At 39.3% G+C, this 16442-nt stretch carries 8 protein-coding genes; 2 read left to right on the top strand and 6 right to left on the bottom strand.

The window, feature by feature from the left end; all coding sequences use genetic code 11:
• Nucleotides 1-95 precede the first annotated feature (95 nt).
• Together HXT37_RS02890 and HXT37_RS02885 are read right to left on the bottom strand one after the other, a co-directional pair.
• The gene (locus tag HXT37_RS02890) at nt 96-905 is read right to left on the bottom strand and encodes a nucleoside phosphorylase (RefSeq protein ID WP_116431796.1); all 810 of its coding nucleotides are present in this window, start codon (nt 903-905) and stop codon (nt 96-98) included.
• A gap of 146 nt (nt 906-1051) precedes the next feature.
• Nucleotides 1052-1474: a GNAT family N-acetyltransferase gene (locus tag HXT37_RS02885; protein ID WP_004110858.1), complete on the bottom strand. Its 423-nt coding sequence runs from the start codon at nt 1472-1474 to the stop codon at nt 1052-1054.
• A 681-nt stretch (nt 1475-2155) separates the two neighbouring features.
• Here HXT37_RS02885 and cysK point away from each other — a divergent pair.
• Nucleotides 2156-3088 carry a cysteine synthase A gene (cysK, locus tag HXT37_RS02880; protein WP_116431797.1) on the top strand — a complete coding sequence of 311 codons (933 nt, stop codon included), beginning with the start codon at nt 2156-2158 and terminating at the stop codon, nt 3086-3088.
• 142 nt (nt 3089-3230) lie between these two features.
• Complete coding sequence (gene epsC, locus HXT37_RS02875) at nt 3231-4088, top strand: serine O-acetyltransferase EpsC (RefSeq protein WP_116431798.1); 858 nt, start codon at nt 3231-3233, stop codon at nt 4086-4088.
• A gap of 166 nt (nt 4089-4254) precedes the next feature.
• Here the strand turns inward: epsC and sstT are convergent, their stop codons facing one another.
• The 4 genes from sstT to HXT37_RS02855 all read right to left on the bottom strand — a co-directional run bounded on the left by sstT (nt 4255) and on the right by HXT37_RS02855 (nt 15753).
• Nucleotides 4255-5511, bottom strand: a complete 1257-nt coding sequence (gene sstT, locus HXT37_RS02870) for a serine/threonine transporter SstT (RefSeq protein ID WP_421779726.1) — start codon at nt 5509-5511, stop codon at nt 4255-4257.
• Nucleotides 5512-5937: 426 nt separating this feature from the next.
• Nucleotides 5938-12972 carry a GA module gene (locus HXT37_RS02865; protein WP_421779724.1) on the bottom strand — a complete coding sequence of 2345 codons (7035 nt, stop codon included), beginning with the start codon at nt 12970-12972 and terminating at the stop codon, nt 5938-5940.
• Between the two features lie 182 nt (nt 12973-13154).
• Entirely contained in the window at nt 13155-14468 is a 1314-nt protein-coding gene (locus HXT37_RS02860; protein ID WP_421779722.1) for an MFS transporter, read from the bottom strand.
• Nucleotides 14469-14490: 22 nt separating this feature from the next.
• Nucleotides 14491-15753: a YcaO-like family protein gene (locus tag HXT37_RS02855; RefSeq protein ID WP_102702995.1), complete on the bottom strand. Its 1263-nt coding sequence runs from the start codon at nt 15751-15753 to the stop codon at nt 14491-14493.
• Nucleotides 15754-16442: the final 689 nt, after the last annotated feature.

The following is a 16442-nucleotide window of genomic DNA, read 5'->3' as shown; positions in this document are numbered from 1 at the left end:
ATGCTTATCTGCTTGATAACACCTATAAATGCTTAAACACACTTATACGTAATGCTTGCTAGAAATAATAAGCATAGAGTTAAAAAAAAATCAAATCAAATACGCAACACCGCTTCAACACAAAGCTCAAGCGCATACGCTTTAGAATCCCCGCCCCAATTGCGCTCATCATAATTTTCAACATCGTGCAAAGTATCTGCAGTGTAAAGAATCTCACCCCAAACAATCTCACGCATTTGCGCACAAGCCGCTAAAGCAGAACACTCCATTTCAACAACCGCGCATCCCTCCTGCTTACGATTAGCAACTTTCGTCTTAGTCTCACGGAAGAACCCATCCGTAGTCCACGTTTTAACTTCATGATAAGGCAAATTATGCGCCTGCAAAGTTTGCAAAATAGCACGCCTCGAACGCTCTGAAACATCAACATAACGACTTGGAGGCAAATAATGATAAGAAGTCCCCTCATCCCTTAAAGCTTTATACGGAACCAGAAAAACGTTTTCCGCATAATCAACTAGCGACCCACAAGAACCAGCACTAACAACTTCCCTAACGCCGTAAGAAATCAACCAATCTAAGATCTGAACAGCAGCAGGAGCGCCAACTGGAGCTTGTACTAAGCAGATTTTTTGAGTTTCTTCTTCTACTTCGCTGTTTGCGTCTTCCTTTACTTTTTTCTCTACTTTTTCTTCCAAAACATATATTGGATATACTTTAGTTGCAGATTCAAAATTTGCTACAATCGTAGCTTTCCTACTTAAAGCATACTGATCGATTGCATCGCCTAAAAAAGCAAAAACCGCTTTAGATGGAAGCTGAACAGAAATATTATCGTGATTTGGCATAATAACCGCACTTTTATCGGAATCATACTCTAAAATCGGCAAATCATATTCTGCCATACAATCAGCTCCTCCATAAGATCAGCTCCATCCTACAAGCAACTCAATCCTATACACAAATACACGCATTAGCACACGAAAATCACAAAGTGGCCAATCTATGCAAATTCGCACTTAATGGCTACTAGAGAATCATATTTTCTGCATCATGTCCTGTCTTTTATAAAACCGCAGCAATCAATTTCTGAAAACTCAATAAAACCAACAGACTTATAAAAAGCAATAGTTTTTTCAGTGCAATCCGTGGTCAATTGAATTTGACGAACGTTAGGATAGCAATCCACAATCGCCTTTAACAAAGCAGACCCTATCCCCTGCCTTTGATACTCAGGCAAAACGAGAATATCTTGAATAAAAACAACCGTGTACCCGTCACCAACAGCCCTAATAATGCCAACTAGCTCATCATTTTTATAAGCAGCTAAAATCTTGAGCGAATTGTTAAAACCATTTTCCAAAGCAGCTAAATCATCTGTGTACGCAGACCAACCAACGGAATCATACAGCTTTGGAATATCTTCGCTATTATACTTTTTGTACTCTTTTATTTGCACGTCTGTTAAATTCATTTACAACAACGCCTCCAAACACTGTGAAATCAACGTTGAAACCCTAAATTTTCTAGCGTAATAACTCAGTATATCAAGTCGCCTATCTCTTTAACATAGGACTTTAATGCGCCAACTGCACCAGTGCCCAAAAACAGGCAAAATCAGACACTCGCGCAGAAAAAGGAGTACGTATCAAGGTATGCCAAACACAAATCAAGTTTGACAAACGCAAATCCATTCGCTATAGTCATCACCTATCACCATTTCGACGAGTAAAGGAGTGCACATGTATCATACAAATATGATGACAAACTGTTGTTGTGACGTATGCTGTTGCGCATTTCTTAATCGAAATGATGTTTGCAAGCACTAAATATGCATAACATCTAGCCTATGTTAAAAGCATTTACGTTAGAACGCAGCAAATTACGATTTAAGAAACAGCGCGCTGTTTCTTTTTTTTATGCCAAAATTCGAATATAAAACGTTGAAAAGATAACAATTTAATACGGATTAGATATTAAACAGATAAATGGCATTTTTAGAAACAACTAATAAACAACAATCTCTTTATTAATAAAAAATTATTTTTTAAAAATTAAAAATAAACAAAATTAAACAAATTAAATTAAACAAAACAAACAAGTAAAACAAACAAGTAAAACAAACAAGTAAAACAAACAAGTAAGGGGAAATATTATGTCCAACATCTACAAGTCCGTGCAAGAACTCGTAGGCCACACTCCACTTCTGGAGCTTACTCACATTGAAAAAGAGTACAATCTTCAAGCAAAAATCCTCGTAAAACTCGAATACTTCAACCCAGCAGGCTCTGTAAAGGACCGCATTGCAAAGCAGATGATTGAAGAAGCAGAAACCACAGGCACAATTAAGCCAGGCTCAGTAATTGTTGAGCCAACTTCCGGAAACACTGGCATTGGTCTTTCAATGATCGCACAAACAAAAGGATACAAAAGCATTATTGTAATGCCAGAAAGCATGTCTATTGAACGCCGAAAACTTATGAAAGCTTACGGCTCCGAACTCGTGCTCACACCTGCTAAAGATGGAATGAAAGGCGCAATTGCCAAAGCGAAGGAAATCGTTGAAAGCACGCCAAATGCGTGGACTCCGGGACAGTTTACCAATCAAGCAAATGTGCACGCGCACTACAACACAACTGGTCCAGAAATTTGGCAAGACACTGACGGAAACGTGGATATGCTTATTGCAGGCGTTGGAACAGGCGGCACAATCACTGGTACTGGCACATACTTAAAAGAGCAAAATCCGCATCTTGAAGTAATCGCAGTAGAACCAGCCGACTCCCCTGTGCTCGCAGGCGGAAAACCAGGAGCGCACAAGATTCAAGGAATCGGCGCAGGATTCGTGCCAGATGTGCTCAACAAAAACATTTATAATCGCATTGTTCACGTAACAAATGAAGACGCAATCGAAAACGGCAAGCTTATAAGCAAAAAAGAAGGCGTCCTCGTTGGTATTTCTTCCGGAGCTGCGATTTGGACAGCAACCCAAGAAGCAAAAAGAGAAGAAAACAGGGGCAAAACCATCGTTGCAATACTGCCAGATTCAGGAGATCGATACTTGTCTACCGCATTATTTGAAGACTAACTACATTTAGGAGCCTACTTTAAATACGCAAGTTTTGATTAAATAATAAAAGAATAATAAATAACATTATTAGATAATGATCAAAACTATAGAATAAAGAAAATAGAAAATAAAGAAAATAGCAAAATAACGGGAGAAATGTATGAATGATCGCCTTGATCTTATAAATCAACTGAACTCAATTCACGATTCAGACATAAGGCAAGCTACATTCATACCTAATTACCGCAATATTATTGCACTCATACATGCAACTCAGGTGTTACTTTTGCCTGAGTTGCATGTGCACAATGTAAGCAACGATACTACGCAACTCAACGCTAGTTTGAATAATAACGCTAGTTTGAATACCGTTACTTCAAACGCATTAGACACTATAGAACGCATTATATTTCACGAACTTCAATCCTATACAAGCAACTCAATTAAAATTCGAGAAACTTGCAATCAATTTATAAATACTCTTCCTGCAATTAAAAAGTTACTTTTAACAGATATTCAAGCCATGTATGAAGGCGATCCTGCTTGCACAAGCAAAGTAGAAGTCACGCTCGCATACCCTGGTTTTTATGCAATGCTTATTCACCGCACAGCTCACGCACTCTACAAGCTTAACGTGCCGCTAATTCCTAGACTTATGAGCGAATATGCTCACAGAAAAACCGGAATTGACATTCATCCAGGAGCAAAAATTGGTGCATATTTTTGCATTGATCACGGAACTGGCATTGTAATCGGCGAAACAACTATAATCGGCGAGCATGTTAAGCTTTACCAAGGAGTAACGCTTGGTGCGAAAAGCTTTGCGCTAGACGAGGATGGAAATCCTGTAAAAGGCGGAAAGCGACACCCGAATATTGGAGACAACGTAGTAATTTACGCAAATGCTACTATTCTTGGCGGCGAAACAACAATCGGAAGCGGAAGTATAATCGCAGCAAACGCGTGGATAAACCGCAGTATTCCTGCAAACACAACCTACCACTTCCCTAAAGCCTAATGCGCGCTAAAAATACCGATTCCACTTCTACTATTTTATTTGAACATCTGCTAGATTCATTTACAATAAACATCCAAATATAATAAAAGTGCGCGATCTAAAACGTAAAAACGGAAGAACGCGCACTAGCAAGAATACTTAGCAAAAACTAGCAACAGCAGAACATCTACTTTTTAAGTTGCACAGTCTCGTGATCCTTGCCCATTTTGAATTCAATACCTGCACGCTGCCACATGCGATATTCGCCAACCGCAGTAAAGAGAACATCCGTGGAAGAGTTAAGTGCGGTTTCGCAAGAATCCTGAATAACACCAATAATAAGACCAATAGCAACTACTTGCATAGCGATATCGTTTGAAATACCAAACGACGAGCATGCAAGAGGTATAAGCAAAAGCGAACCACCAGCTACACCAGATGCTCCTGCAGCAGAAACTGCAGAAAGCACAGAAAGAATCACAGCCGTTGGAATATCAACGCGAATACCAAGCGTGTGAGCAGCGCACAAAGACATGATAGAAATAGTTATAGCAGCTCCGCTCATATTAATAGTTGAGCCAAGCGGTATTGAAACAGAGTAATTATCTTTGTTAAAGCCAAGTTTTTCACACAAATTCATATTCACAGGAATATTTGCAGCAGAAGAACGCATGAAGAATGCTGTAACACCCGAATCGCGCAAAGTTCTAAAAACAAGAGGATACGGATTCTTACGCGTAAGCACGAAAACCAAAATAGGATTAAGAATCAAAGCAACAACAGTCATTGTGCCTACTAACAAAGCAATAACGAAACCATACTCACTAAAAATACGAAGACCGTTACTTGCAACTGTTGTATAAACAAGACCCATAATGCCAAAAGGTGCTGCGTTAATAATCCAGTGGACAATTTTTCCAATAGCAGACGAAACGTTATCGAAAAATGCTTTTGTAGAAGGCTCGGCTAATCGCAGAGCAACACCGAAAGCAATCGCCCAGAAGAGGATGCCAATAAAGTTACCTTTAACGAGAGCATCTACAGGATTAACAACAATATTTAGCACAAGTGAATTAAGCACCTCACCAATTCCTTGAGGAGACGGCGAAGACGCTGCTGCAACATGAGCAAAAGTAAAATCAACAGGGAAAATCATAGCCGCACATACAGCTACAAGGCTTGCAGTAAACGTAGATAGCGCGTACAGCCCTATTACCACTTTCATGTTGCCAACACTTTTTGCTTGCGCAAGCGCACCAATAACTAGGCAAAATACTAAAATTGGCGCAACAGATTTAAGCGCACTGACGAAAAGTTTTCCCATAAGATCGAGCACATAGACGTGAGCTGGCACAAAAATACCAAGTGCAGCACCGAAAAAAAGACCAATTACAATGCGTAAAATAAGGTCAATGTTATTCCATTTTTGAACAATCTTGTGCATGAGAGTCTCCTGTATAGTAATTTGTGCAGAATGTTTTATACTCTTTTACGTGTATTAGCACTTGCAAGATTTTATTTTTTAAAGATTATACATAAGGATGCATATATATGCAAATCGTTAAGGTTTAATGTTTCGCTGTTTCAATAACTTAGCAACTCAGTGACTAAACGCTTCAATAAGTGCTTTGTAAGCAAGATAACTCTTAAAATATAGTAAGCAACAATAACTTCCAGTGTAATCGCAAATTAAAATAGCAAAATGCCTCACTTTGCGTAGTAAAGAAAGACGCAAAGTGAGGCACTTTTACATTAACTTCATTATGCTGATTAACTCAATACTCAGCAAACTTACTGAATACAATTAAGCAAACATTAAGCAGTTCTAAAACTAGCTGATCTGCAATAACCAGACCAGCTAGCAAATATTTTACTTACTACTGTGACGAGAAGTACCACGACGCTTAGTTGAGAAAAGCGCAGCACCAGCAGCACTAAGAGTTGCAGCAAACAAGCCAAACACAGACACGTCACTACCAGTCTTACTAAGCTGAGCAACACTACCACTCTTCAACACCTGAGCGCGCACAGAAGCACGAACATCAGCCGCATGAGCCTTAGCAGCAGCCAAAGCCTTACGAGCAGCAGAAAGATTCTTAACCGCAGCATCAACCTGAGCCTGGGTAGCATTCGGATCAGCAAGCACACGTTTAGCTTCAGCCAATGCCTTCTTATACACATCCAAATCAGGAGCTTCACCAAGCAAGTAGGCAAACGACTTGCTAAAGTGAGAATCATCATCAACTTCAGCTTGCAATACCGTCTTATTAACACCATTCAAAGCATCTTTAGCATTCTTAAGACTCTTTAACGCAGTATTAACAAGAGCTTGACGATCTGCTTGAGACTTAGTAGCAACTTCCACACCCTGACCAGCAGGATCAGCTAGCTTAGATATAAGCTCCTTCGCATCTTGCAAAGCCTTATTATATGCTTGCTGCTTTTCAGCAGTATCATACACGTACTTTACAGATTCTTTCACACTATTCTCAAGAGCAATCTCAGCTTGCAAATCAGCAATATCAACACCATTTAGTGCAGCAGCTGCGGTTTGAAGTTGAAGCAGCGCACCATTGACAGCAATCTGCTTCTGCTCAGGAGTATTCGCTGATTGAGCATTCTTCGCATCAGCAAGAGCAGACTCAGCAGCCGTAAGAGCAGTATCATACGCAGATTTCTTATCCTGAACAGCATTCGTATACTGTACGGACTTCTTCAAAGAATCAGCTTTGTTAACTTCAACCTGCAACTTAGACGTATCTACAGTTCCATCAAGAGCGTTAGAAGCAGTTTCAAGCTGAGTCTTAGCATCGCTGATTTCTTGCTCAGTCTTGCCCTTAGGCGAATCAAGAATAGCTTGAGCAGCAGCCACAGCATTATCAAACGCAGTCTTCTTAGTATCAGAAGCATTCATGTAAGCAACAGTCTTCTTCTTCGACTCAGCAGCAGTCACAGCCGCCTGCAAAGCAGAGGTATCGTGACCATCCAAACCAGTAACAGCATTATTAAGCGCAGAAGTAGCATCAGAAATTTCTTTCTCTGTTGCACCAGCTTTCTTTACAATGCTTTCTGCAGAGGTTATAGCATTGTCAAGAGCAGCTTGCTTAGCAGCAGAAGCATTCTTATAAGAAGCATCATTCTTCTTACCTTTTGCTTCTGCGAGCTTTGCTACCAATTGAGACTTGTCGTTACCGTCAAGTTCATTAACAGCCTTAGTAAGCGCAGTCAATGCAGTATCAACAGCTTGCTGCTTCTGCTCAGGAGACTTAGTAGACTTAGCATTCTTAGCTTCAGTAATAGCAGACTCAGCCTGTTGCAAAGCCTTATCAAACGCAGACTTCTTTGCTTCAGAAGCATTCTCATACTTAGCATCGCCAACAGATTGAGGGTTAGTCGACTTCTTCAGCTTCTTAGAATCAGCAACTTTCTGCTCAAGTTCAGTTGTATTAACCGCTCCATCAAGACCGTTTATTGCAGTATTCAACTTATTCAAAGCTGTGCTGATTTCAGAATCAGTGTGACCGTGAGGAGTCTTAACAAGATCTTCGGCAGTCTTCAAAGCATCATCAAGAGCCTTTTTCTTAACAGCAGTACCATTCTTGTAAATAACTTCTTGCTGCTTAGCTTTTGCATTGGTGATAGCAGTCTGCAACTTACTCACATCGTTACCATCAAGTTCATTAACAGCTTGCTTGAGTGCAGTCAATGCAGTATCAACAGCTTGCTGCTTCTGCTCAGGAGACTTAGTAGACTTAGCATTCTTAGCTTCAGTAATAGCAGACTCAGCCTGTTGCAAAGCCTTATCAAACGCAGACTTCTTTGCTTCAGAAGCATTCTCATACTTAGCATCGCCAACAGATTGAGGGTTAGTCGACTTCTTCAGCTTCTTAGAATCAGCAACTTTCTGCTCAAGTTCAGTTGTATTAACCGCTCCATCAAGACCGTTTATTGCAGTATTCAACTTATTCAAAGCTGTGCTGATTTCAGAATCAGTGTGACCGTGAGGAGTCTTAACAAGATCTTCGGCAGTCTTCAAAGCATCATCAAGAGCCTTTTTCTTAACAGCAGTACCATTCTTGTAAATAACTTCTTGCTGCTTAGCTTTTGCATTGGTGATAGCAGTCTGCAACTTACTCACATCGTTACCATCAAGTTCATTAACAGCTTGCTTGAGTGCAGTCAATGCAGTATCAACAGCTTGCTGCTTCTGCTCAGGAGACTTAGTAGACTTAGCATTCTTAGCTTCAGTAATAGCAGACTCAGCCTGTTGCAAAGCCTTATCAAACGCAGACTTCTTTGCTTCAGAAGCATTCTCATACTTAGCATCGCCAACAGATTGAGGGTTAGTCGACTTCTTCAGCTTCTTAGAATCAGCAACTTTCTGCTCAAGTTCAGTTGTATTAACCGCTCCATCAAGACCGTTTATTGCAGTATTCAACTTATTCAAAGCTGTGCTGATTTCAGAATCAGTGTGACCGTGAGGAGTCTTAACAAGATCTTCGGCAGTCTTCAAAGCATCATCAAGAGCCTTTTTCTTAACAGCAGTACCATTCTTGTAAATAACTTCTTGCTGCTTAGCTTTTGCATTGGTGATAGCAGTCTGCAACTTACTCACATCGTTACCATCAAGTTCATTAACAGCTTGCTTGAGTGCAGTCAATGCAGTATCAACAGCTTGCTGCTTCTGCTCAGGAGACTTAGTAGACTTAGCATTCTTAGCTTCAGTAATAGCAGACTCAGCCTGTTGCAAAGCCTTATCAAACGCAGACTTCTTTGCTTCAGAAGCATTCTCATACTTAGCATCGCCAACAGATTGAGGGTTAGTCGACTTCTTCAGCTTCTTAGAATCAGCAACTTTCTGCTCAAGTTCAGTTGTATTAACCGCTCCATCAAGAGCAGCTTTAGCAGAATTGATAGCATTAACAGCTTGAGCTACTTTCTCAGCAGTTGCATTAGCATCAGTAAGCACTGCATTACCATCAGCAATAGCTTCATTGTAAGTAATTTTCTTAGTCTGATCTGCGTTAATGTATGCGATCGTCTTCTTGAAGTCAGTGTCACCGTCAATAAGTTTTTGCAGTGCAGACTTATCAACAGTCTTGCCACCGAGATCCTGAACAGCCTTTTCTAATGCCTTCTTAATCTCATCAACCTTGGCACCATCAGCATTCATACCCTTAGTTGCATCAACAAGAGTAGATGCATTTGTGAACGCACTATCAAAAGCAGTCTTCTTATTATCCTTATAATCAGGCTTTGCTGTAAGAGTAGACTTCTGGTCATTAATAAGAGTCACAAGATTCTTGAGTGACTTCATCTTGCCGTCAAGATCTTTAGCCTTAGTAACAACATTATTGATAGCAGTTTTCACCTTATCAACAGTGTCTAAATCACTCTTAGGGTCAGTTTCAGGATTTGCAACTTCTTCCTTAAGAGCCTTCTTCTGTGCATTATTAAGATTCTGAAGATTATCTATTGCAGTATTCGCATCTTTTCTAGTCTTTGCAAGCTCAGCTTCCTGAAGAATAGAATCAATGTCTTGTATAGAATCGGTATTTTTATCATCCAACTTTGCATTGAAGTTCGTAGCTTCTTGATCAGTAAGATCACCATGCTTCTTCAGATCAGCAATCTTCTTCTTAGCTGCAGCTTTAGCATCCTCAAACTCAGCTTTGTTGAGAATCTCTGCAACTTTATCAAGACTATCTGCAGTACCTACTTCGTCTTGATACTTCTTCTTATCTTGTTCGCTGAGATTCTTCAACTTGCTAATCTTGTTTTTAGCATCAGTCTTAGCATCATTAAGACCATCGTTATTACTGTTATCAGCAGCATTTTGATTCTGAGTAGCCTTTTCCGCGGCCTGTTTCTTTATAGCATTTATAGCATTCTCATCAGTTGCAGTCTGAATGCTATTAATAAACTGCTCTTTCTCCTCAGGCTTGAGTTTATCATTCCCGTTAATTTCATTAATAGCAGCCTGCTTTTGCTTCTCAAGTTCAGCTTTCTTCTTAGCTTCTTCAGCCTTGCCTGTGTCTTGCTGCTCCTGTTGATTCTGCTTCGTTACCTCGCCATCAACCTTCGCATCATCTTTCTGCTGCTGCTGTTGCTTCTCCTGCTCAGCCTGCTGATCAGCTTGTTGCTGCTTTTGATCAGCTTCCTTTTGCTTCTTTTGATCCTGATCCTTTTGGAACTCGTTTATCTTCTCACGGATCTTTTCAGGATCAGTCTCAGTACCAATCTTCTTATCAAGTTCAGTCTTTTGCTCAGGAGTCAAACCAAGATCATTCTTAGCATCATTAATCTGCTTCTGAGCATCTTTCTTTTTCTTCTCATCTTGACCATGCTCATTAGCAGACTTAATAATCTTGTCTACATCTTCTGGCTTAGTAATATTGTTGATTTCACCTTGATGATCTTCCTTGAACTTCTTAATCTCTTGATCATTCAAGCCATTTTTCTTAAGAATCTTGTCAATAAGATTCTCAGCTTCCTTCTTAAGTTCTTTAGGCTGAGGAGCGGCAGCATTAGATACAAAGCAGTCGTTCTTAGTAAGACTGAATGCTAAATCAGAACCACCATATTTACTAGATTTTCTAACTTCAATGGAGTCGCCTAAATAAATTGTTACAATTCCATCTTCACCACCAAATCCACCTCTAACCAATTTAAGATTAGATCCATTTTTTTCAATCCACTGTCCACTATATTTGTAAAGTTGCATTCCATTACCTATACTGTCACCAGTAGTGGTAAGTTTATTCAGTAAGCCATCAGTCTTAGTTATAAAATCTGTAGTTATTTCAGCATTTCCTGATTTAACTTTCCAATTATCTTGAATGAACTTTATGACAAAACTATTCCAATCAGCAGCTTGCGGCTTATCCTTATCGGTAATAGCAATCTTAGTGATGTTGTACTTGTAGCCATTATTATCTTTTGTTTCAGTTCTTGGCTTTTCCGGATTACCCTTGGTATACACCAATTCAGAGTAGTCGAAGGTAGAAGTTGAATCATCATTAAACTTAACAGTCATAGTATGATTGCTGTCATCAAATGTGATAGCATTATTTTCATTCTTACCTTTTAGCTTGCTTTGAAGGTCATTATTGGCTGTTAAGATAGCTTGCCTAATAATTGACTGTTCTTGCTTTTGAATCTTCTTAGCATCTTGTACAGCTGTACGAGCTGGAAGCGTAATATTCGTCAAATCAGCGAGTGGCTTACGCTGATACACCAGCTTGTTGCCATCGAGCTTATCAGTAGACTTATCAGTATAAGTGATAGTTACGTTGCCTTGAGCATCTACTGTAATAGATTGCTTAGCTGCTTCTAAATTCTGAGGCTTACCAATAGCATTCATGAAGTCAGCTTTATTTTTATTTGCTTCATAAACTTTCTTCACAAGTTCTGTTTGCTCACCTTGAGTCAACCCTTGTGGATTTCCAACTGCCATTGGCACTGGATAGTACGGCGTAAACTTATCCGCAAGTGAACGCTGCTTCTTTACAAGATACTTGCCTTCAAGCTTTTTAGTTGAATGAGTACCAGTTGCATCCTTGAATGTGATTGTTGCATCACCATTAGCAGCAACATCAACCTTTTCTATAAGATCCTTAATCTTACTATTAGCATTCTTAATAGCATTTTCAACTTGCTTCTTCTCTGTTGAATCAAGAGAAGACGGATTCTTCACAGGAGTCAAATCCGGATACGTAATTTTTGTGCGCTCTGACAATGGCACGTAGCGTTTAGTCAGATTTTCCTTAGAAATAGTATCCGTAGAGTTATCTTTGTACGTTACCGTTGCGCTACCATCGTTATTGACTTTTACAGCCTTTTTGAAAGCATCTTCAGTTTGAGTCTGTTCCATACCTTTAAGTTTTTTCAGCACATCGGTATTACTCTTATTAGCTTCCCACAGCTTGCTAAGTATTTGTTTTTGTTCAGACTCTGTTGGCTGTCCAAATGTAGCAATTTCTGTAGCCTGAGGATAAGTAAGCTCTAATTCCTTGGAATAATCTGGCAAAGTTGGCGCAAGCGCAACCTTACCAACAGTGTAATGCCAGTTACCCAATACCTGATACACGCCTGCAGCAAACTTCAACGGCTTTGTTTTATCGTTCAGTTTAATAACGAAGCTAATCTTAGATTTTCTATTGCCTCTACTCTCCCAGTTAATAATTAAAGAGTTAGTGGCTTTCCTATATTCTCTAGAAGTATCGAGAGTATTACCAGATTCATCATAACCGCCGGCTTCACCGGTCATTCTTTCCCAGTTATTCTTAAATTCAACACTTTGCTCTTTATTATCATCAAACCAGAAACGGCTTGCAGACTGATTCCAAGACTCCTTTGTATATGTTGCACCTGTTTGTTGAGAAGCCGAACCACCAGTCAACTCTTCGTCCTTATACAAAGTAATGCTATCGTTTACAATCGTGACGTCCTTAGGCACGCTCGCCCACCAGAATGGTCGACCACCCCACCATTCACCCTGAGAATTAAACTGGTACTCAACCTTATAATATTGTCCGTAAGTTTTTCTGTCTGCTGTTTCCTTATTATCGTTTTGTTTATCATCGCATGGCACTAGTTTAATATCCACATACCTCTGCGCCTTTGTAGAAGAATCGCGATTCGCATACCTATAGCTACCATCAGGAAGATTAAAACCATTAGCCCAAGCTTGATGAGTTGGCAAACCAGCACCACAAGCAAGCAAGCTTGCCAATGTTGCAGTCACAGCAATTTTCGGTAAACGTGAAATCGCATACGACTTACATGCTTCTAAACGAGTTCCACTTATCTCTTTCGCCATTGAACGAAGTGTACTCGGCTTCAAATACGCGTAATTTTTAGACACATGTAAAGCATTTTTAGCAGCTTGTGTTTTCTTAACCATTAACAGTCCTCACTTATATATTTTCTCTTCAACTCGCTCTGCAGACGTAAACTCACATCTTGTAAAAGAGCTTGTTAATAGACCAAAGGATACCCCCCCCGCGTAATAATTCAAGTAATATAGGCAAAAACTACCATGCGATTAAGGTAACAACTATATTCAATATTAAATATTACAAATAATCATGCGAGCGCCGCATAGCTGGTATTTGGCAACTGCGGCAAAACAACAATCAAACCGGCAGTAAAAATCAGCGCGAGTATAGGCAAAAGCTGCCATTGGCACGTAGATGAGAATGCAAATCCAATCCAAGAACCAGTAGTAGCACCAATCGCAAACGCAAGGCGCGCCCAACCAGAAAACTTAGCGAGCGCACTACCTTTAAACAGAATCTGACGCGCAACAATAATCGGCTCTACTAGTAACATTCCACCAATCGCTTGAAGGAAGAATGCAAAGCACATCATTGGCAAAAGATTAATAAACATAAAGCAATAAGCAAGCAAGCTCACAGCAATACCTAAAATCGCAACTTTTCTTAAACCGAGTTTTTGAGAAGAATGCGCATATAAAACGGATGCGAGCACGCTTCCTACACCAGTAAAAATATACAATATCGTCAAAGAGTTAGAACCATATTGCTTACCAAGACCGAGAAGAATATAAGAAACAGAGCATGCAGGAATAAAAGCAACCAAAAGAGATCCTGCAAGAAGCATGATTTTACTCTTGAGTAACGGATTCTCAGATTGCTTAGCTGCAGATTTATTGGCAACGTCATTTTCTTGCGATACTTGCGATACTTGCGATACTTCTCCTTCTTCACTAATCGCTTGCGATTCATTCTCTACATCTTGCAACGCTTCCTCTTCTGCGCAAGACGCTTGCGCAATGTCTTGTTTCATAATAAATCGCGTAGCACAAGCCGCAAAAGAAGTCACGGACGAGAAAATCAAAACCGCAGGAATCGACCAGCTCGCAATCCACGATCCTAATGGAGAGCCAAGTAATGTTCCTGTAATACTTGCCAAAATGCTCACAATGCCGCTGTAGTTTACAATCATGCTGTCGTCGCCGCCTGCAGCATCAACCTCGAAAACTTCGCTAGCAATATCAATCACTTGACCTGTAATCAACAATGCACAAGAAAGAGCTACAAGCGACCACTTCCACGCAGGAGAGCCAAACATAAGAAGCGGCAGCAAACCGAGCACGCCTTCTACGCCTTCAGTCATAGCAAGGGCGCGAAAACCGCCAAGCTTATCAACTATCCAACCAGAGCATGGCGAAAGAAAATCGGCAACCGTCATAAAAGTCTTACGAAAACCAATCACCCAAGCTGGCAAGCCAACAATAATAATCGAAGGCAAAACCGATCCTTCATACGCTTGATTACCAAGCATAGAAAAACAGAAGCCAACCAAAGCCCATCGCAATGCTGGACTAATAGATCTCATACGAATAAAAATATTATTCCGCTTACCAATAGCCTTCATAATAAGCCCCTTATAAATTACATTAATTGTGTTGACGAATCGACATTATTGATTTACGTTTTCTTAGACGACCTATAAGTTCAGCAGGAAAACCATGACGAATAACATGAAAACGTTCCAATCCTGGTGCGACAATTTGCACAACACTAGGATTGCATTTCATCGATTTACGCTCATAGTGGAATGCGTCACGTTTCCATATATCTATTCCGTACTTATGAAGATCATTTACTATATTATTTATCTGAATTTCTATGTTAGGAATAGATAAAGTGTCACGTATATCATATGACACTAATTTTTGTGAAAATTTCCCACTATCCTGTCTAATTTTTTCTAAGAATAAAGCTTTCTTAATATTTGGATATGAATGTACAAGATGTTTTAGTCTTTTGGATCTATCACGTTCTTCAGGATTAGAATAATCTTTATCTGCACATAACTCTTGCCATAACTCAAGAAGCGAACGATATGTTGCGTATCCTAAAAATTGCGATGCGCCGCATCCAAAAGTAGGAATTTCTTCTCTATCTGTCTTATAACATATAGATAGCACCACTGAGCCAGACAAAGCTGGAATCGATACAATATACACCTTGTTACCAGTTGCGCTCTCAATAGCCTGTTTTATTTCTTTCAATAATTCACAATTAGGAATTAAAAACTCTACGCATACATCATCAAATATATTAGAAAGAAGAATATTAGATGTTGCATCTCGTTCAATAAGTTCATTAAGCGCATGCAAAGTCGCTTCTTGGATAGAAGCACCTGCGGCCCATCCATTATTTGTATAGTAGCAACGAATTAAATTTTCATCAATAGAAGAAAACTCACCAGTAGACTTTCCACCGCAGTATTCTGGTGGTAACGAAGCAATAGCATTATCACTCATACTATAAAAAGTATAATCAGTATTTTTGCTTGCTGAATTAGAAAGATTAAGAATCGCATCTCCTTTTATTCGAAGAGATGATGAACAAGAATACAAAACAGACTGATTCGAATATACTATATGTTCCAATAATTCATATAAACCGCTAGTTAGAGATTCAAGCCCAAGACCTTTACCTCTAGCGGATTCTAAAACAATATCTGCACAATCAGCCTCATCTAAATAAACACACGAATCCAAAATACAAGTAGTGTCTAATGCTGATACTTCAACACTCCATTGCGATACTTCAACACTCCATTGCCACTTCTTTAAGGCAAATACCTCAATAATTGATGACAAAGAATCCATCAATGTAAATTCTCGTTCAGGTGAAACAAAATTAACCATAACATATCTTTTCACAAAATAATGCTGGCAATTGTATTACAAAATAACAAAACCGCCAGCATATTTATTTCAATTTTCATCATCGTCTGGTATTTCACCAACAAAGAAATCACTCATACTAGTAAGATGTGGAGTGCTGTGTTCAGTTCCAGTACGTCCCATAATATTCACCTTTCAATAAAAAATAATAACTCATTTAATTTCCTTTTAAGTTCATTTAAGAACTCATTTAAGAACTTTGGTAAAAGATACTATTACTTCTTACAAAAAAATACAATACAGTTATAAGTCATGAATACAAAACAGTAACAAATAATAAATTTTATTAATTATTTTAAGAAAGACTTATAGTAAATTATTGTATACTATTCTTGTAATACTGTATATCTTGCCTAATCGTTTCTAGCGAACTTTGTGTGCCCACATGTCTTGCGTAGGTTTTAAGTAGTCTTTTTTGCATGTTTTGACCGCTTAATTATGAATGGTTTTACCTAAGATCGTAAGGAGATAGTAGCCATATGTGTCTAATTTGCACTTTATTAGCTATGCTTGGAGTCCTGGAACACAGATTAATACCGTCGCTACAATTTTGGCCGGTGCTGTGGTGACGCTTCTAGTGTTCTGGAAACAACACAAGACAAGGTAGCAGTAAAACTATACTTTTCATACACAGAAGTAGCAGCGGCAAC

The organism is Gardnerella sp. DNF01151 (assembly GCF_049244235.1).
Lineage (GTDB): Bacteria > Actinomycetota > Actinomycetes > Actinomycetales > Bifidobacteriaceae > Bifidobacterium > Bifidobacterium swidsinskii.
This window is presented reverse-complemented; position numbering and strand designations above follow the sequence as displayed.